The organism is Pseudolactococcus chungangensis CAU 28 = DSM 22330 (genome assembly GCF_002441885.1).
In the GTDB taxonomy this organism is placed as follows: domain Bacteria; phylum Bacillota; class Bacilli; order Lactobacillales; family Streptococcaceae; genus Pseudolactococcus; species Pseudolactococcus chungangensis.
In genome coordinates, this window is the sequence record NZ_JXJT01000007.1 from 14,371 (window position 1) to 33,242 (window position 18,872).

Below are 18,872 nucleotides of genomic sequence, written 5' to 3' on the forward strand. Positions count from 1 at the left end.
TAACAAGCCAGTCATTGAACGCTTAAAAGTGCTCAAACGATTGCCTTGTACCATTTGGCAAGGTATCAAAATCTCGGAGGAAGACATGTCGTACGCAAACCTGAAGTTATTTGCACTCAGCTCAAACCAAGAACTGGCTAAAAAAATCGCTAGAAACATGGGACTCGATCTCGGAAAATGCAATGTTAAAACTTTCAGTGACGGTGAAATTCAAATCAATATTAAGGAGTCAGTTCGTGGCAGTCATGTCTTTCTGATTCAATCAACCTCTAGTCCAGTCAATGAAAACTTGATGGAATTGTTGATTATGGTTGATGCTTTGAAACGTGCCTCTGTTGGCTCGGTTAATGTTGTCATGCCTTATTATGGCTATGCACGTCAAGACCGCAAAGCACGCCCACGCGAACCTATCACATCAAAATTGGTCGCAAACATGCTCCAAAGAGCTGGTGTTGACCGCTTAGTGACAATTGACCTCCATGCGTCACAAATTCAAGGTTTCTTCGATATTCCAGTTGACCACCTCATGGGTGCGCCACTTATTGCAGACTATTTTGATCGTCTCGGTTTGACCGGTGCTAATGGTGACGTCGTGGTTGTCTCGCCTGACCATGGTGGGGTAACACGCGCACGTAAATTGGCTGACTTCTTGAAAACACCGATTGCGATTATTGACAAACGTCGGCCACGTGCCAATGTTGCTGAAATTATGAATATTATCGGCGATGTCAAAGGTAAAAAATGTGTCCTCATTGATGACATGATTGATACAGCAGGGACAATCACACTTGCAGCTAACGCCCTTAAAGAACTTGGCGCAACTGAAATTTATGCCTCTTGTACACACGGTGTCTTGTCAGGACCAGCACTTGAGCGTATTGAAAATTCAGCAATTACGAAATTAGTTGTCACAGACACTATTGAGTTACCGGATAGTATTCGCGAATCTGAAAAAATTACTGAAATTTCAATCTCGGCGCTAATTGCTGATGCCATTGTCAGAATTCACGAAAATCGTCCTTTGTCACCATTGTTTGCGATGCGTGTCAAATCAGAAGATATAGTCTAAACGCCAGTTGGCGTTTTTTGGTAAAGTCATGAAGATAGAAACATTAGCCAAACTATTCCCGATTAAAAAAGGGATAAGTGAAAACGCCTCAGACCTCAATTTTGAAAACGAGGGTAGGCCATTTCATATCGCGAAAAATGAACTGACACAACGGGAAATCAGTCTATTTAATGATGTCCTGTTTCAAGCCCCCAAATTTGATTTTTCTCACCTATCTCATGGCACCTATCGTGTGATACAGTTCAAATCTCAAAACTTTTCTGAAATCGCTGAAAATCTATCCCTGATTTTCCCAGGTATCGTGAGGGTTAAACAAATCTCATCCACTTACGGCATCGCCATTGAAAAAATGTCAGCAGAACGCCTGAGCGAGGGAGAAATTAAGCAAGTTCTTGGGACCCTAACTCAGGATTTAGGGGTGAAATGTGAGTACTATTTGGGGTTGTTTGCAGATCAAACGGAACTCAGCACGCTTTATCCGACTGAGCAAAACAACTTTGATCAGGGCCTCAGTTTTTCAGAATCGCTTATTAAAGCTGGTCTCGCCCAAGTCACCAGTCCGCCATTAACCAAAATTAAGCAAGGGCTTTTGACCGACATAGAGGCGCAGGATTTAATCACACAGCTCTATCAACATGACGGCAACCAGCTAAAAACAGCCAAGGCTATGTATATCCACCGTAATACACTGACACAAAAGATTAAGAAATTTGAACGACAGTATGGCTTGACATTAAGCGGGAGCGATTTGGTCTTGCTTTACAGTCTGATTTGAGTCGTACAGACTTGGATATCAAGTTGAAAAAACGATGAAATTATCGTAAAATAAAGCATACTAACACTAACCAACAGAAAGAATATTATGACCTTTAACCATCAAGCAATAGAAAAAAAATGGCAAGCCTTTTGGGCTGACAATCAGACCTTCAAAACGGGGACGGATAAAAATAAACCGAAATTCTATGCCCTAGACATGTTCCCTTATCCAAGTGGGGCAGGGCTCCATGTTGGGCATCCGGAGGGTTACACGGCAACGGATATTCTTAGCCGGATGCGTCGGGCACAAGGCTACAATGTCTTGCACCCAATGGGCTGGGATGCTTTTGGTCTGCCTGCTGAACAATATGCCATGGATACAGGTAATGATCCTGCCGAGTTCACTGCGAAAAATATCGCGACCTTTAAACGTCAAATCAATGCCCTTGGTTTTTCTTATGACTGGGAGCGCGAAATTAACACGACGGATCCAGATTACTACAAATGGACGCAGTGGATTTTCACCAAACTCTATGAAAAAGGCTTGGCTTATGAGGCAGAAGTTGCCGTCAACTGGGTAGAAGAACTAGGCACTGCTATCTCAAATGAAGAAGTCCTGCCTGACGGCACCTCAGAGCGTGGTGGCTATCCAGTCGTTCGCAAACCGATGCGCCAATGGATGCTGAAAATTACAGCCTATGCTGAACGTCTCTTAAATGACCTTGAAGATGTTGACTGGCCAGAGTCAGTCAAAGATATGCAACGCAACTGGATTGGTAAGTCAGTCGGTGCTAATGTTGATTTCAAAATCAAAGGCTTTGACCAAGATTTCACCGTCTTTACGACACGTCCTGATACACTTTTCGGTGCGACTTATGCTGTTTTAGCACCAGAACACGAGTTGGTCAACCAAATCGCAAGTCCAGGTCAAGCTGAGTTTGTTAAAGAATATCAACACCAAGCCAGCCTCAAATCTGACTTGGCGAGAACAGACCTTGCTAAAGAAAAAACAGGCGTTTGGACAGGTGCTTATGCCATCAATCCAGTCAATGGCCGTGAAATCCCAATCTGGATTTCAGACTATGTCCTTGCAAGCTATGGGACAGGTGCCATCATGGCCGTACCAGCTCATGACCAACGTGACTGGGATTTTGCGACAACTTTCGATTTACCAATCATTCCGGTTATTGCTGGTGGTGACGTGACAAAGGAGGCTTATACAGAAGATGGTTTGCACATTAACTCAGACTTCTTAGATGGTCTTGATAAGTCAGAAGCCATTGCTAAAATGGTTGAGTGGTTAGAAACGCATCACTTCGGTCAAGAAAAAGTGACCTATCGCTTGCGTGACTGGCTCTTTAGTCGCCAACGTTACTGGGGTGAACCCATCCCAATTATCCATTGGGAAGATGGCACATCGACAGCTGTGCCAGAACAAGATTTACCACTTGTTTTACCAAAAACAACTGACATTAAGCCTTCAGGGACTGGTGAGTCACCACTTGCCAACTTAACAGACTGGTTATCAGTCACACGTGAAGATGGTGTTAAGGGACGTCGCGAGACCAACACCATGCCACAATGGGCGGGTTCTAGCTGGTATTTCCTACGCTATATTGATCCGAAAAACAGCGAGCAGTTGGCTGACCCAGAACTTCTCAAAGAATGGCTACCAGTTGACATCTATATCGGTGGTGCTGAGCATGCCGTCCTTCACTTGCTTTATGCGCGTTTCTGGCATAAATTCCTCTACGACATTGGCATAGTGCCAACCAAAGAGCCGTTCCAAAAACTTTATAACCAAGGGATGATTTTGGGTACAAGCTATCGCGATAGTCGTGGTGCACTTGTGGCATCTGATAAGGTTGAGGCGCGTGATGGCAAGTTCTATCATCTGGAAAATGGTGAAGCGCTCGAGCAAGGCCCTGCTAAGATGTCGAAATCGTTGAAGAATGTTATCAATCCGGATGATGTCGTTGAGCAATACGGCGCGGATACGTTACGCCTTTATGAAATGTTCATGGGACCACTTGATGCCAGTATTGCTTGGTCAACAGAAGGACTTGAAGGGTCACATAAATTCCTAGAGCGTGTTTATCGTTTAATCACAGAAAAAACGATTACGGCTGAAAACGATGGCAAATTAGATCGCGTCTATAACGAAACAGTTAAATTTGTCACTGAGCATTTGGATGCTTTGAAATTTAACACAGCGATTTCTCAGTTGATGATCTTTGTCAATGCTGCTAATAAATTACCTGAATTGCCACTTGATTATGCCAAAGGATTCATTCAGTTATTAGCGCCATTCGCACCGCATTTGGGTGAAGAATTATGGCAAACATTGACTGGTGAAGCAGGCATTTCTTATGTCGCTTGGCCAACATTTGACGACAGTAAACTTCAAGATGATGAAATTGAAATCGTCCTTCAAGTATTAGGCAAAAATAAAGCTAAAGTCATGGTACCAACAGGTGCCTCAAAAGACGAATTGGAAAAAATTGCCCTTGAAAATGATGTGATAAAAGATTTAATCGCAGGTAAAACAGTTCGTAAAGTGATTGCGGTGCCTGATAAATTAGTAAACATTGTCGCAAATTAAATCAAAAAAAATACCGTCTGAAAATAATCAGATGGTATTTTTATTTGACATGATGTCAGCGAGTTATTTAGCTTGTCGGTAATCTAAAATCTGAACGTTGCTGTCAATCACTTCACCGGAAGCTTTGAGTTGCACACGTTTGTCTGTGTTTTCAGTGATAGTCATGTCGTTTTCAAGGAACATTTCACCATATTTTTTAAAATGTAGGGGCGCAAAGTTTGACGCAATCACGACGTCAAAGATGTCAGGCACTGTGCCTTTATCAATGGCAATCAAGCGATAATTGGTACCAATAGAACATCCTTCTACAGGACGCCCTGTTTCACCAATTGTATTATCAAAATCTAATACAATATCGGCATCAGACCAGTCAGTTAGTCTAGCAAGTACTTGTTCGTCAAATGTAATTTTCATGAGATTACCTCCTATAGTTATTATACCGCTCTGTTTTCTTTTTTACAAAGGAAAGCGATTGACTCTGATCTTAATAGCAGAAGTAAGTCGAATGTCAGTGATGTGTATCTAACAGAAAATGATGGATTTTCTGTTATAATTAAAACATGACAACTGTACACGATATATTAAAATCCATCTATGGTTATGAAAGTTTTCGAGATGGACAAGAAGCGATTATTAACAGTGTTCTATCTGGTAAACGAACACTCGGCATCATGCCTACAGGTGGTGGGAAATCACTGACTTATCAAATACCAGCGATTTTATCAGAAGGTCTGACGATGGTTGTCTCACCTTTGATTTCATTGATGAAAAATCAGGTTGATGAGTTGGTGGCGGCTGGTGTTTCAGCGACTATGATCAATAGCTCGCTAGATTTTGAGGATATAAAAAATCGTACTTATGATATCAAACAAGGCGTTTATCAAATCTTCTTTGTTGCACCTGAACGCCTAGAAGATGCTTATTTTTATAACTTTATCCAGTCTTTAAATTTGAATTTGGTTGTGATTGATGAGGTACACGTTTTGTCCCAATGGGGGCATGATTTTAGACCTGCTTATTTGAGAGCAGTTGATTTAATCGAAGGTTTAAGTAACCATCCTAATGTCATGGCACTGACCGCGACTGCGACAGAAAAAGTCCAAGCCGATTTGGTTCGTATTTTAAATATTGAAGAAACGATTGTGACAGGATTTGCTAGAGCCAATCTCGCTATCAAAATCGAAAAAGGGCTGACAGACGCTGAAAAACGTAAGTATGTACGCTCTTATGTCAAAAATCATTCAGCTGATGTTGGTATTATCTATGCCGGAACACGTAAGAAAGTTGATGAAGTTTGGGAATTATTGCAACAATCGGGTGTTTCTGCTGGCCGTTATCACGCTGGCATGTCAGATGAGGCTAGAGAATCAGCTCAAAACGGCTTTCTCTATGATGATTTTCAAGTCATCGTCGCGACCAATGCCTTCGGTATGGGAATTAATAAAACCAATGTCCGTTATGTTATACATTTGACAATGCCGGGGGCTATTGAGGCTTATTATCAGGAGATTGGTCGTGTAGGACGAGATGGTTTGCCTAGTGAGAGTGTCCTCTTGTATTCAGCGCGTGATATTCAACTGCAACGTTTTTTCATAGACATGGCTGATAACCAAGATACCGCATATCGACACAAAGAACTTGCTAAATTACAAGAAATGACAGCTTTCGCCAGCACTCAAATGTGTTTACAGCGCTACATTATCCAGTACTTTGGTGAAGAGATGGCAGATTGTGGTATCTGTTCCAATTGCACGGATGACCGCGAGTTAATTGATGTGACAATTGATGCCCAAAAGGTACTGTCAAATATCGTCAGGATGAGTCAGTTACGTGAAGGCAGCTATTCTCGGACGCAAGTCGTAAATGTGCTACGCGGTAAATTGCCCGAAAAAATGCTTTGGACAGGCTTTGACACACTTTCAACTTATGGCCTCATGGCAGACTGGTCAATCAAAAAACTCAATAGCTTTGTTGATTACTTGGTAGCAGATGGATATTTGGATGTTGCGGGCGAGTATAATGGCCTCAGCATTTCTGAAAAAGGTGTTCGAATTCTAAAAGGCGAGCAGACGGTTACCATGCGCGAAATTAAAGTCAAAGAAACACTTGAGAAATCCCGTTCGACGAAACGGGAAGTCGGTGGTGAACTCTTTGAATTACTGCGAAAACAACGCACAGTCTTTGCCAAAGAATTGGCAATCCCACCTTTCATGGTCTTTTCAGACCAAGTTTTGATGAATTTGGCAGATGCCAAACCACTATCTTTAAACGATATGTTGAATGTCTCAGGGATTGGCGAAAAAAAAGCCGACCAATTTGGTCAAGCTTTTCTATCTGTTATTCAAAATTATGTGGGTTAAAACGTCTTTTGGAGATTGAACGCCTTTGACAAGAATACAGCGGTTGAAATTATCGTCTTTACTCATGTAAAGTTGAAAAAGTTTAGGCAATCCAGACGCAATTTTAACGCCATCATCAACGGTTGCGTTGCCATAAGTTGATGAGCTAAAAATTATGTCAGCATCCGTAACACTTTGAACTGTATCAAGTTCAGCGTTTTGGTGGACAAGACTCATTAAATATTTACAATTTTTTATTCGTTTATTTGTCAAAAACTTCAAAAGTAAGCTCATTTTAATTTTACTTTTCTGACTAAATGGACTATAATTAAAATGTAGATTTTTACAAAAAAATTAGAATTTATTATATTAGGAGACGTTCAATGTCTAAGAAGAAAATTATCGTGATTGGTGCTGGTTTTGCTGGTGTCAAGGCGGCTAAAACTTTATCTAAAAAACTAAAAAATGAAGTAGAAATCACCTTGATAGACAAGCATAGCTATCATACGATGATGACGCAGTTGCACGAAGTTGCGGCTGGCCGTGTACCATTCACCAATGCGCAATATGATTTGCAAAAATTATTTGCACATCGTCATAATGTGCAAATTTTGACAGATGAAGTTATCGGATTAGATAAGGTAGCAAAAAAAGTCACAACAAAAGCGAGTGGCGTTTTAGACTTTGATTATGTCATCGTAGCCATTGGTGGCGAGCCAAACGACTTTGGCGTGCCAGGTGTTAAAGAAAATGCCTTTACCTTGTGGTCAATGGCAGATGCGCTTAAAATTAAACGTCATCTAGAAACAGTTCTTGAACAAGCATCGCTTGAACATGACGATGCCAAACGCAAGCTTTGCTTAATTTTGTCGTAGCGGGTTCTGGCTTTACCGGAATTGAAATGGTCGGTGAACTTATCGATTGGCGTCAAGTCGTAGCACGTGACTATAAACTTGATGAATCAGAAATCACGCTCAATGTCGTTGAAATGATGCCAACGATTCTAAATACTTTGGACCGTTCTGATGCCGATAAAGTAGTCAAATATCTCGGCAAAAAAAATGTTAACCTTCTTTTAAATCACGCCATTACTGAAGTTGCAGCTGACCATATCAAGATCAAAGATCGTGCGGATATCCCAACGCATACCCTGATTTGGACAACTGGTGTCCAAGGCAATACGCAAGCTACAGCTTATGGTCTTTCTGAAAGCGAACGTGGTCATCGTTTGACTGCCAACGCCTATATGGAAGCAATAGGTTTTGAAAATCAAGGCATTTATGTGGCTGGTGATGTGTCAGGTTTTATTGAAGAGGCAACTGGTCGTCCAACACCTCAAATCGTTGAAGCTGCTGAGCAAACAGCGCATACCGCCTCTGAAAATATCATTGCAGCTATCAAAGGTGGCGACAAGCACAAATTTGTCGGTAAATATCAAGGGACGATGGTATCAGTGGGCTCTAAATGGGGCGTCGCATCTCTCATGGGTAAACTGCATTTGTCAGGTTTCTTTGCCATGGTTGTCAAACACCTGATTTATATCCTTTATACCTTGCAAATCGGTAGCCTCTGGTATTTCTTCACTTACCTGAAAAATGAATTTTTCCATACACCAAATGGGCGCAACATTTTTCGTGGACATACCTCTCGTTTAGGTAATGTCCTCTGGTCGGTTCCTCTACGTATTTTTTATGGGTTTGTGTGGTTGACAGAGGCCTCTACCAAAGTTGTCGGTGACGGCAAACTCTTGAATCCCACAACTTGGTTTGGTAAAGGCTCATGGTTTACAAATGATCTACATTTTCCATTTGCATGGCTCAGAGAAACAGCGTCAACCGCAGCCGATGCCGCAGCTGGAGCCTCGACAGGTGCGGCTGAGACAGCAACGAAAGCAGCCGATGCCACAGCAGCAGCCAGTGGTGCGGCAACATCCGGTGCAGCTGAATCTGCAAAATCAGCCGCTGAATTTGGTTTGTCTTATTCTTATGGTCATGAACCAATGGCAGTCCTCGACAAAGTGCCAAACTGGTTGGAACCTATCTTTAAATTCATGATTCCCAACAAAGAAGTGGCACTTTTCATGCAGAAATTCATGTCAATTGTTGAGATTGCGCTTGCACTCGCCCTAATCGTGGGTGCTTTCACCTGGATTGCAGCAGCAGCAACGGCCGCCTTGACTGTTATGTTCTCCCTCTCAGGGATGTTCTACTGGGTCAACATCTGGTTTATCTTCGTCGCTATCGCCCTCATGAATGGTTCTGGCCGGTCATTTGGCTTGGATAAGTGGATCCAGCCTTGGCTACAAAAACATTTCTTTAATTGGTGGTATGGCAAATCTAAATCTTTGTATAAATAAAAATAGTGTACAAATCATTCAGAATTAAACGTCTTAGGACGTTTTTTTGATATAATGAAACTTATGAAAATAGTCATCTTAGCAGGGGGACCTGCAACAGCTTTCGATACTTTAATTAAGGCATACACAGGTAACACCGATACTTTTTTTATCGGTGTTGATCGTGGCGCCTATCAATTGATGCAGGCTGGTTTTCCAGTCCATCTTGCGATTGGCGATTTTGATAGTTTGAATTTGGAAGAGTATAAGTCGGTTTGTGCTTATGCAGATGATGTCCAGCAATCCCCTGCGGAAAAAGATGATACAGATTTAGAGCTAGCTGTTTTGGCTGCTATGGCAAAGTTTCCAGATGCTACTGACATTTTAATTTTGGGTGGATTGGGTGGTCGATTTGACCATGAAATTCAGATATTTTATTTGGTTTTGCAAACTAGATTTTCTGAGTTATTGTCTAAAATTACCCTGCTAGATGCACAAAATGTTATCAGATTTGTAGGGCCAGGCACGCACAGGTTAATCAAACTTCCTCAGATGACTTATTTGGCTTTTGCCAGTTTAACCCCCGTGATAGGCTTTTCAATCATTCAAGCCAAGTACGACTTGCCAAAGACTGATTTTCCATCAAATTTTTCTCTTTCTTCAAATGAGTTTGTTGATGATCGTCCTGTTACCATTGATTTCGAAACAGGAATCGTTGCGGTGATTCAATCTAAGGATTGAGTAAGTCGAAAGAACAACTATTAAATTTAACGAGTAGTTTAACTTGACAATTATAGTTTACAGTTGTAAACTATAAATAGAGGTGATAATATGAAAATCAATATATCAGACTCAGAGATGGTCGTGATGCGAGCGATTTGGACTTTGGAGCAAGCATCCGTTGATCAAATAGCCTGTCAAATCGCAGCATCTAATGACTGGTCTGTTGCAACAATAAAAACCCTTTTAGGGCGGTTAGTAAAAAAAGAAATGCTTACAACGACAAAATCAGGTCGGAAATTTATCTATACACCGACCATGTCTGAATGTGAGGCAGTCGGCTTGATGGGTCAAGAATTACTTGATAAGGTCTGTGCTAAAAAGCATGTGAATGTTTTGGTCAATTTAATTGATGATGCTAAGCTTACGTCTGACAATCTGCAAATGATTCGTGAGGCATTGGCAGAAAAGACACCTGCTTGTCATGTGACTTGCGACTGTTTAGAAAAGTTCAGTGCATGTACCTGTCATCATGACCATGCAACTGATAATATGAAAGTAATGGAGGCTATCTCATGATTAAAACACATTTGAAAATTGAAGGCATGACTTGTCAACACTGTGTGTCACACGTGACGGAGGCGCTTGAGAGTGTTTCTGGAGTTACATCTGCTAAAGTTAACCTCAAAAAGGGTGAAGCAGTTGTAAAATCAGAAGATACCCCGCTTGAACAGTTAAGTGCAGCAGTTGCTGCAGCTGGCTATAAAGTGGTCTAGTCTAGTATCGTGATAAAGCGGTGGCTCGAGTATAAGCCACTGCTTTTTTAAAAATAGGAAAGATTTTTAATATGAAAACACAATCTTTTGTCATTACAGGCATGACCTGTGCTAACTGCGTGATGCGCGTTGACAAAGCGTTGCATGACTCTGATAAAATTTTAGAAGCCAGTGTTAACTTGGCAACAGAAAAAGCCAAGGTGGTGATGCAAGATGACTGTGACGTTGAGACTGTGATAGCAGCAGTTCGACAAGCAGGTTATGATGCGATTGTTGATGATAAAGCGCATCGTGAAAAAATTCGTCAGGCAAAGGAGCGCGCAGAGAAAAAACTTTTTTGGTCCTTTGTACTATCAGCCATTTTGACCATGCCAATGTTACTTGGTATGGTTGCTGGTACTTTACAGGTGCATCGTTTGATGATTTTTCATCATCCAATCATGCAGTTAGTGCTTGCTACACCTGTTCAGTTTATTTTTGGTGCTAGATTTTATAAAGGTGCCTACATGGCTTTGAAAAATAAGTCAGCTAATATGGACGTGCTTGTTGCACTTGGCACAACTGTTGCCTATGTTTCCAGTCTCGTTTTTGGTTTGTTTATGGGCAATATGTCAGCCGTCAATTTTGAATCTGCTGCCGTGATTATCACATTAGTCCTACTCGGAAAAAATCTAGAAAATCGGGCGAAGAAAAATACATCAGCTGCCATTTATAGTTTGCAAAAAAAGCAAGCTAAAACGGTTCATCTCTTAAAAGAGAATCAGGAAACTGAGACACCAGTTGAGATGATTGCTGAAAATCAAGTCATTCTTGTTAAACCGGGTGAACGTGTGCCACTTGATTTAGAAATTTTGTCTGGACAAGCAAGTTTTGATGAATCCTCACTGACTGGTGAAGCAGTTCCGGTAACAAAAGCAGTAAGTCAAACAGTCCTGGAGGGCGCAGTTAACTTAGATGGCGTTATCACAGCTCGCGTTATCCATACGTTGGATGATTCTGCTATTTCACAAATGATGGCAGCCATGGCAGAAGCCCAAGCTACCAAACCAGAAATTCAAAAAACTGCGGACCGCATTTCAGCCATTTTTGTGCCAGCCGTATTAGGGATTGCCCTGATAACCTTTATCCTAACAGCTATCTTCACCAAAGATATCATCCAAGCCCTCCTGCACGCAACTAGTGTCCTCGTCATTTCATGTCCTTGTGCCCTAGGATTAGCGACACCTACTGCGATTATGGTGGCGACGGGTCTAGGCGCTAGAAACGGTATTTTGATTAAAGATGCCAACGCACTTGAACATAGCAAACATATCTCGACTGTGATTTTTGATAAGACTGGCACGATTACGACAGGTCACTTTCAGTTGGCTAATTGGTCAGGGTCTGACGAAGACTTTCAAATTCTAGCTAGCTTGGAAAGTTTTTCTAACCACCCCTTGGCACAGGCTTTGAAGCAGACAGAACCATTACCTGTTTTAGACTTTCAAGAATTAGCTGGTCGTGGTTTAACTGGGCGAATTCAGGGACAGGTTTATTTTGCGGGTAATGCTGATTTAATGGCAGAGCAAGGGATAGACGTTTCTACATCCTCAGATACTAGCATTTATCTAGCAACTGCGACAACTCTACTGGGTATTGCAACCTTCTCATCTGAAATCAAAGCGGACGCTGTTCAAACGATAGCCGACCTTGCCCGAATGGGCATCAAAACAACCATGTTGACGGGAGATAATGAGACTGCAGCTGGTAAAATCAATGCGCTTGTCAATGTTGATACAGTGATTGCGCAAGCTACCCCAGTGAAAAAAGCGCAAATCGTCAGGAGCACAGCAAATGCTATGATGGTCGGAGATGGTATTAACGATTCTGTTGCGTTATCCAGTGCTTTGGTTGGTGTGGCTATGGGGTCAGGTAGTGATATCGCCATGCAGTCGGGGGATGTGGTCATCACGTCCGAAAATTCGTTGTCGAAAATTATCAGCCTGATTCGCCTGTCTCAAAAGACGGTCGGAAAAATTCATCAAAATTATTTCTGGGCCTTTATTTACAATCTTGTTGGGATTCCGCTTGCGGCATTTGGACTGTTAAATCCAATGTTTGCGGCGCTTGCGATGAGTTTATCAAGTGTGAGTGTCATTGTGAGCTCACTCATGCTTAATACGAAAAAAATCTGACCATGTGTTGGCTTTTTTTATTTGGCATTGATTTTGAGGTGTATCAGTCTGTGACAAAATGGTTGGGAAATTTTGCTTGTCTAGTATTGGACTGCTGAGTGGGGTGTGATATAATAAAGCATAATGAAAAAACAAAAATTAACTTTTGATAGCCGAATTGATTATGCGTTGATTTTACCAGCATTTTTGCTGAATTTGATAGGTTTACTCGTGCTTTATATAGCAACAAGCCATGATTATCCAACTCGTGTCGCAAAAGTCATGACACAACAGATTACATGGGGGATTGCTGGGGTTGTTGTGGCACTTGTTGTCATGCATTTTGATGCGAAGATGCTTTGGAAATTCACTCCGATTTTATATGGTCTGGGTATTGTGCTCATGATTCTACCTTTGAAGTTTTATGATCCTTTAACGGTGTCGTTGACAGGTGCTAAAAACTGGGTTTATCTGGGAGGGAGTAATCTTTTTCAACCTTCTGAATTCATGAAGATTTCCTATATTTTATTGATGGCACGAGTCGTTGTGAGTTTCCAAAATAGGCTGAAAAATCGTTTGTTAAAAGATGATCTCTTGTTGATTTTATATATGTTCCTGGTGACCTTGCCAGTCATGGGGCTATTAGCAGCACAAAAAGACTTTGGGACTGCGCTTGTCTTTATGGCGATTTTTTCAGGGATTGTTATTGTTTCGGGTATTTCTTGGCGACTTATTCTGCCTGTTGTGGTTGTTGTTGCCTTGCTTGGAGGTGGGATTATTTTTCTCACAACCTTTGATGCTGGACGAGATTTTTTAAGATCTGTCGGTATGGATAACTATCAGATTCTACGGATAGATGCCTGGCGAGATCCATTTGCTAATGCACAAGGTTCAACCTACCAGCAAGCCCAAGGCTTATTAGCAATTGGGACTGGTGGCTTGTTTGGCAAAGGGTTTAACGTCGCTAATATCAGCGTTCCAGTACGTGAGTCTGATATGATTTTCACAGTTATAGGTGAGAACTTTGGTTTCTTGGGATCAGCGTTTGTCATTTTACTGTATTTTATTTTAATCTATCGCATGATTCGGGTAACGATTCGTGCCAATAATCAGTTTTATATTTATGTTTCGACTGGGATTACGATGATGATTCTCTTTCATGTTTTTGAAAATATCGGTGCAAACATTGGCGTACTGCCATTGACGGGAATTCCACTACCTTTTATTTCTCAGGGAGGTAGCTCGCTTATCGGTAATTTGATTGGAATAGGTTTGGTACTATCCATGAAATATAATCAGGAACCGAAATTTACGCAGGAACATCCTAAAAAACAAGTGACGAGGTCAAGCCGTTATAGCACAAAAAAACTGTAGTACAACAAATTTATCACATACCACTTTGCAAAGTGGTATTTTTTTTATATAATTAATGTATCAAAAGAAAGAAAGCGTTTACAACAAAAGCGTTGTAAACGGAGATGGTACTCACAAATGACAACTACAGTAAAATTATTCTGTTCAGCAGGCATGTCAACTTCACTATTTGCACAAAAAATGCAACAAGAAGCTGAAAAACGTGGTCTTGACTATGATGTAAAAGCTTATGGACTTGCAGAAGTAGATTCAGAAGGACCTAAAGCTGATGTTATCATGATTGGCCCACAAGCACGCTACATGGTTGACGAAGTGACTAAGAAATTCCCAGAAACACCAGTTAAAGACATTCCAATGCAAATGTATGGCTTGATGCAAGGGGATAAAGGCCTTGATCTTGCTATTGAACTTAAAGGATAAAAATTTAAGGGCACCTCTAAAAACTCAGGTTTGCCCCTTTTGGCTAAATTTCCCTATCGCGTCGTTATTGCTCCGCACTTTGCAGTAACATAGCAGTTTCTGTGGCGAGTAATCCAGCCGCAAAAGTAGTTTTTAGAGATGACCCTTAAGAAAATCACTTGAAAAGGTGATTTTTTTGTGTTAAAATGAGAAAAAATAGAGAAAGTATCAGTGTGAAAGTGCTGATGAGGTGGGGTCCATTGCGCATTTAAGCGATTGAAAATTTTTAATGAATTTTTATTAAGCTTATTTGTGCGGACTTTTCACCTTGTCTGTCAGAATTAACATGCTCTCTTTTTATTTATGATTCTGTCTGTAAAATCAAGGCTTTTTGAGGCACTTTTGGCTTAATTTACTTAAGTTATGGAGGTGCTTTTTTGATAGCATTAAAAAATATGAGTTTCGGCTATGCTGATAATATGATTTTTGAAGATGTCACTGTTACCTTTGATGCCAGTTGGAAACTAGCCTTAGTTGGGCGAAATGGCAGAGGTAAGACAACACTGATGAAATTACTACTCGGTGAGTTACCATATGCAGGTCGAATTCAGTCTGATGTGAATTTTGTCTACTTTCCACAAACGATAGTAGATAAGACGCAGCTGACTAAATTTATTTTGGATGAGCTGTATGATGCCCCAGATTGGCAGATACATAGAGAACTAAACCTACTCGGGTTACCTGAGGATATTCTATGGCGCCCTTTTAATACCTTATCTGGAGGTGAGCAAACCAAGGTTTTACTAGCAGGTCTTTTCCTAGATGAGGCAAATTTTCCTTTGATTGATGAGCCGACCAACCATTTAGATGTCGCTAGTCGTGCTAAAATCGCCAACTATTTAAAACGGAGTAAATCTGGTTATATCGTTGTCAGCCATGATCGTCAGTTTTTAGACGAGGTAACGGATCACTTACTTGCCATTGAGCGCAATGGTCTCGAACTAATTGCAGCGAATTTCTCGACTTATGAACAGCAGAAGAAACAGCGCGATGACTTTGAATGGGCACAAAATAACAAGCTCAAATCAGAAATTGGTCGCCTGAAACAGACGGCACATGACAAGGTGGACTGGTCACATAGTCGAGAAAAGGATAAGTACGGTGACCCCCGTAAAAAGGGGAGTGGCGCTATTGGAGATACAGGATTTATCGGTGCTAGAAGTGCCCGTCAGATGAAAAAAGCTAAGGTTCTAGAGCATCGAATGTATTCAGAAATTACTGAAAAAGAAAAATTACTCAAGAATATAGAAAAGGTTGATGCCCTATCTATGATTTATGTACCTAGTCATCGACAGATTCTATTGACTGAAAAAGCCTTAACGGTATCATTTGAAGGTCGGCCTTTATTTACGCCAATTAATTTGGCGCAAAGTGCTGGTCAAATCACGGCTATTACTGGACCAAACGGTGTTGGTAAATCTCAACTACTAGAAAAAATAATTCAGTTAGCTAAAAGTAAACACCTTAATTTTTCTCGCGTTCGTCAGATTTATGATGACAATCGTGGGGATTTGAACACATTTGCGGATGATCACCAACTAGACTATAGTCTCTTCCTCAATAACCTGAGAAAACTAGGGATGGAACGTGCTGTCTTTCATCAAAATATAGAAAATATGTCTATGGGTCAACAAAAAAAGGTAGAATTGGCTAAATCTCTGTCTCAATGCGCTGAACTTTTCATCTGGGATGAACCCTTGAATTACTTAGATGTTTTCAACCAAGAACAAATTGAGGCATTGTTAAAAACAATTAAACCTGCGTTATTGGTGGTTGAGCACGATGTTACATTTGTCAAAAATGTCGCTGACCAGATCATTGAACTCACACCATTCAATCATGATACAAGTAAGTGAAAAAAATCTCAAAATTTATGTTAAAATATAAGAATGAAAAACAGCAAATCTCATATTTTTAAAGGCACTGTTTACGCCATCTTAGCAGGTGTTTTATGGGCATTTTCTGGCGTCTTTGGTCAAATTTTTTTTGAACAGTATGATGGGAATGCACTATGGATTACAACCTTTCGCTTGACTATTGCAGGTCTAATTTTATTGACGATTTCCTTAATTCAAAAGCCATCGGCGTTTTTGTCGATTTGGAAAGACAAGAAGAATTATGCCTTATTATTTGGTTACGCCATCTTTGGCGTCCTGATGGTACAACTGACTTTTTATGCTTGTGTTCAAGAGGCAGGTGTTGCGACAGCAACAGTTTTACAATTCACATCCCCTATTTTCTTACTCGTCTATCTCACCATTTTTCGCCGACAGAAACCCAATCTAAAGTCACTAGTATTAGTCATATTTGCTATGATAGGTATTTTTTTCCTGACAACCCACGGGAATATCTCAGCCATGACTTTATCGCCACTCGCTTTGTCGTTAGGGATGTTATCAGCGATTGCCGTTGTATCTTATTCTTTGATTCCAAAGCGTCTGCTGCATACATATGATGTTATGAATGTGACAGGGTGGGGAATGCTCATTGCAGGCCTTGTTATGAACTGCGTTCATCCAGTCTGGCAATTCGATTTTAGGATCACGCCAGATAGTCTCTTGTTAGCGCTTGGTGTAGCAGTCATTGGAACAGCCGTTGCCTTCATGTTCAACATGAGTGCAATCAAGTACGTATCGCCTATTGTTGCTGAAGTCTGCGCAGCTATGGAGCCAATTTTAGCAGCAGTCTTTAGTATCTTTTTGTTCAACATGCCATTTGATATAGTCATCGGCATCTCGATGTTGGTGACCTTAGTCAGTGTTATTTTATTGTCATTAGAAGAAGGAAAATCATGAGTTATACAGATTATATTTGGGATTTAGGCGGGACATTACTTGATAACTATCAAACATCAGCGACTGCTTTTCATGACGTTTTGCTAGAAAGCTTTGGGGTCAATGTCGGTTATCATGCGGTCTACGATGCACTTCGGGTATCGACTGACTTTGCAGTCTCTCAATTTGCAGCTGGGTTACCTGATTTTGTAGCCATGTACAAAAAAAGAGAGGCCCAAACCCTGACGACACCTGTTTTATTTCCAGACGCTATCCGTGTACTTGCAACCATTGTCGAAAGTGGTCATCGAAATTTTATGATTTCGCATCGTAATGACCAGGTTTTAGAGATTCTTGCGGCCGCAGGGATATCTAGTTATTTTACGGAAGTCGTGACGTCTAGTAATGGCTTTGCTAGAAAACCGAGTCCTGACTCAATCAATTATTTGCTTGATACTTATAAGCCTGCGCAGCCTGTCATGATTGGGGATAGAGATATTGATATCCTTGCTGGTCAGCATGCGCATATTGATACGATTTTTTTCGCATCGGAAGATCAAGAAATGATTAAGGCGACGCATCATGTTACTAAATTAATTGATATTTTGGAGCTATAAATAGATTGAAACATCATGTGCCAGCGGCGCATGATGTTTTTATTCTTGACAAGTTTACAGTAAGTTAGAAATATTCACAGTGGTAAAGTTATAAAGTCATTCATAGATGAACAACAGCCGAAAACAGCTGATGTTGGCTGATGTCGGTTACATTGGTTTCGAATTGAGGAGGAGATGCACAAGCAAGGCATTCAATTTCGAGTAGTTGAAACAATTACCTAAGTTCATGAAACAACGCGTTTTAAATCGGCTGTTACGAGTCAAAGGAATGTTCTTGAAGCGGACCTCTATATTTAGCAACGGATGTTGTACCCGATACATCTCTTGCAACTCCCCAAATTGGTGTGGCTTTTTTGGGAAACAGGCGTGATTGTGACAGATACGACCCTGTAGACTAACTTATTAAGAGTTACGCTGTCGGTGATGTGGCTGAGAGCTTTCATGTCATCATAGGTAAACCGATTTATCGACCAATGGCGACAACTGCTAATAAAATGGGGAGAATAGTAGGCGATGCTATGACAGGTGGGGCATTACGTTTTCAGGGTATACTTGGAACGGGTATTTTACGTTTCTTTGACTTGACCATTGCGCAAACAGGTTTGACTGAAAAAGAGGCACTAGCTGAAGGTTATCGGGGTGCTGTTTTGTTTAATATCAAACCAGATAAGCCAGCCTATATGGCTGAACAAGATATAATGATTAAAGAAATTGCAGATAAACAGACACATTGCATTTTAGGGGGAATTATTGGTCCACAGGGGGGAGAGAAGAGAATTGGCATCTTTGCGTCAACGATTACGCTAGGTATAAAGGCCAAAGATTTGTTTCAAATGGATTTAGAATATGCGCCGCCTTTTTCAACGACAAAATATTTTACGGTATGAAGGCTTTAAAA

At 40.9% G+C, this 18,872-nt stretch carries 15 protein-coding genes and 2 pseudogenes; 15 read left to right on the forward strand and 2 right to left on the reverse strand.

Translation table 11 applies throughout. From position 1 onward, the window contains the following. The first annotated feature begins 85 nt into the window (after positions 1 to 85). The 3 genes from RR45_RS04400 to leuS all read left to right on the forward strand — a co-directional run bounded on the left by RR45_RS04400 (position 86) and on the right by leuS (position 4,427). Positions 86 to 1,069: a ribose-phosphate diphosphokinase gene (locus RR45_RS04400; RefSeq protein WP_031365229.1), complete on the forward strand. Its 984-nt coding sequence runs from the start codon at positions 86 to 88 to the stop codon at positions 1,067 to 1,069. Positions 1,070 to 1,097: 28 nt separating this feature from the next. Further along, a complete protein-coding gene (locus RR45_RS04405) occupies positions 1,098 to 1,844 on the forward strand; it encodes a helix-turn-helix domain-containing protein (RefSeq protein ID WP_143188719.1) in 747 nt (248 codons plus the stop codon). Between the two features lie 87 nt (positions 1,845 to 1,931). Further along, the gene (gene leuS, locus RR45_RS04410) at positions 1,932 to 4,427 is read left to right on the forward strand and encodes a leucine--tRNA ligase (RefSeq protein ID WP_031365231.1); all 2,496 of its coding nucleotides are present in this window, start codon (positions 1,932 to 1,934) and stop codon (positions 4,425 to 4,427) included. Between the two features lie 63 nt (positions 4,428 to 4,490). Here leuS and RR45_RS04415 read toward each other — a convergent pair whose 3' ends face one another. Continuing rightward, positions 4,491 to 4,841, reverse strand: a complete 351-nt coding sequence (locus tag RR45_RS04415) for an iron-sulfur cluster biosynthesis family protein (RefSeq protein ID WP_031365232.1) — start codon at positions 4,839 to 4,841, stop codon at positions 4,491 to 4,493. A gap of 146 nt (positions 4,842 to 4,987) precedes the next feature. Here RR45_RS04415 and recQ point away from each other — a divergent pair, with 146 nt between their 5' ends. After that, a complete protein-coding gene (recQ, locus tag RR45_RS04420) occupies positions 4,988 to 6,787 on the forward strand; it encodes a DNA helicase RecQ (RefSeq protein WP_031365233.1) in 1,800 nt (599 codons plus the stop codon). Here recQ and RR45_RS04425 read toward each other — a convergent pair. After that, a complete protein-coding gene (locus tag RR45_RS04425) occupies positions 6,758 to 7,003 on the reverse strand; it encodes an alpha-hydroxy-acid oxidizing protein (RefSeq protein WP_143188720.1) in 246 nt (81 codons plus the stop codon). The two genes, recQ and RR45_RS04425, sit on opposite strands and share 30 nt — an antisense overlap. 146 nt (positions 7,004 to 7,149) lie before the next feature. Between RR45_RS04425 and RR45_RS04430 the strand changes: the two are divergent. From RR45_RS04430 to RR45_RS04480, 11 genes and pseudogenes are all read left to right on the forward strand, one after another. Continuing rightward, positions 7,150 to 9,122 (forward strand): annotated as a pseudogene (locus RR45_RS04430) (NAD(P)/FAD-dependent oxidoreductase). A gap of 63 nt (positions 9,123 to 9,185) precedes the next feature. Further along, entirely contained in the window at positions 9,186 to 9,842 is a 657-nt protein-coding gene (locus tag RR45_RS04435) for a thiamine diphosphokinase (RefSeq protein ID WP_031365235.1), read from the forward strand. Positions 9,843 to 9,932: 90 nt separating this feature from the next. Then, a complete protein-coding gene (locus RR45_RS04440) occupies positions 9,933 to 10,400 on the forward strand; it encodes a CopY/TcrY family copper transport repressor (RefSeq protein ID WP_031365236.1) in 468 nt (155 codons plus the stop codon). Continuing rightward, entirely contained in the window at positions 10,397 to 10,597 is a 201-nt protein-coding gene (locus RR45_RS04445) for a heavy-metal-associated domain-containing protein (RefSeq protein ID WP_031365237.1), read from the forward strand. Before RR45_RS04440 ends, RR45_RS04445 begins: the two co-directional genes overlap by 4 nt. A gap of 71 nt (positions 10,598 to 10,668) precedes the next feature. Further along, positions 10,669 to 12,771 carry a heavy metal translocating P-type ATPase gene (locus tag RR45_RS04450; protein ID WP_031365238.1) on the forward strand — a complete coding sequence of 701 codons (2,103 nt, stop codon included), beginning with the start codon at positions 10,669 to 10,671 and terminating at the stop codon, positions 12,769 to 12,771. A 123-nt stretch (positions 12,772 to 12,894) separates the two neighbouring features. Then, positions 12,895 to 14,124, forward strand: a complete 1,230-nt coding sequence (locus tag RR45_RS04455; protein ID WP_031365239.1) for an FtsW/RodA/SpoVE family cell cycle protein — start codon at positions 12,895 to 12,897, stop codon at positions 14,122 to 14,124. Positions 14,125 to 14,241: 117 nt separating this feature from the next. Beyond that, a complete protein-coding gene (locus tag RR45_RS04460) occupies positions 14,242 to 14,544 on the forward strand; it encodes a PTS sugar transporter subunit IIB (protein WP_031365240.1) in 303 nt (100 codons plus the stop codon). A 416-nt stretch (positions 14,545 to 14,960) separates the two neighbouring features. Next, positions 14,961 to 16,439 carry a ribosomal protection-like ABC-F family protein gene (gene abc-f, locus RR45_RS04465; RefSeq protein ID WP_096823159.1) on the forward strand — a complete coding sequence of 493 codons (1,479 nt, stop codon included), beginning with the start codon at positions 14,961 to 14,963 and terminating at the stop codon, positions 16,437 to 16,439. Positions 16,440 to 16,472: 33 nt separating this feature from the next. Further along, positions 16,473 to 17,378, forward strand: coding sequence for a DMT family transporter (locus RR45_RS04470; RefSeq protein ID WP_031365242.1), 906 nt, complete (start codon positions 16,473 to 16,475; stop codon positions 17,376 to 17,378). After that, complete coding sequence (locus tag RR45_RS04475) at positions 17,375 to 17,974, forward strand: HAD-IA family hydrolase (RefSeq protein ID WP_031365243.1); 600 nt, start codon at positions 17,375 to 17,377, stop codon at positions 17,972 to 17,974. The genes RR45_RS04470 and RR45_RS04475 overlap by 4 nt, the downstream gene beginning before the upstream one ends. A 410-nt stretch (positions 17,975 to 18,384) precedes the next feature. Beyond that, positions 18,385 to 18,846 (forward strand): annotated as a pseudogene (locus RR45_RS04480) (FAD-dependent oxidoreductase); the annotation flags it as partial. Between the last annotated feature and the right edge of the window lie 26 nt (positions 18,847 to 18,872).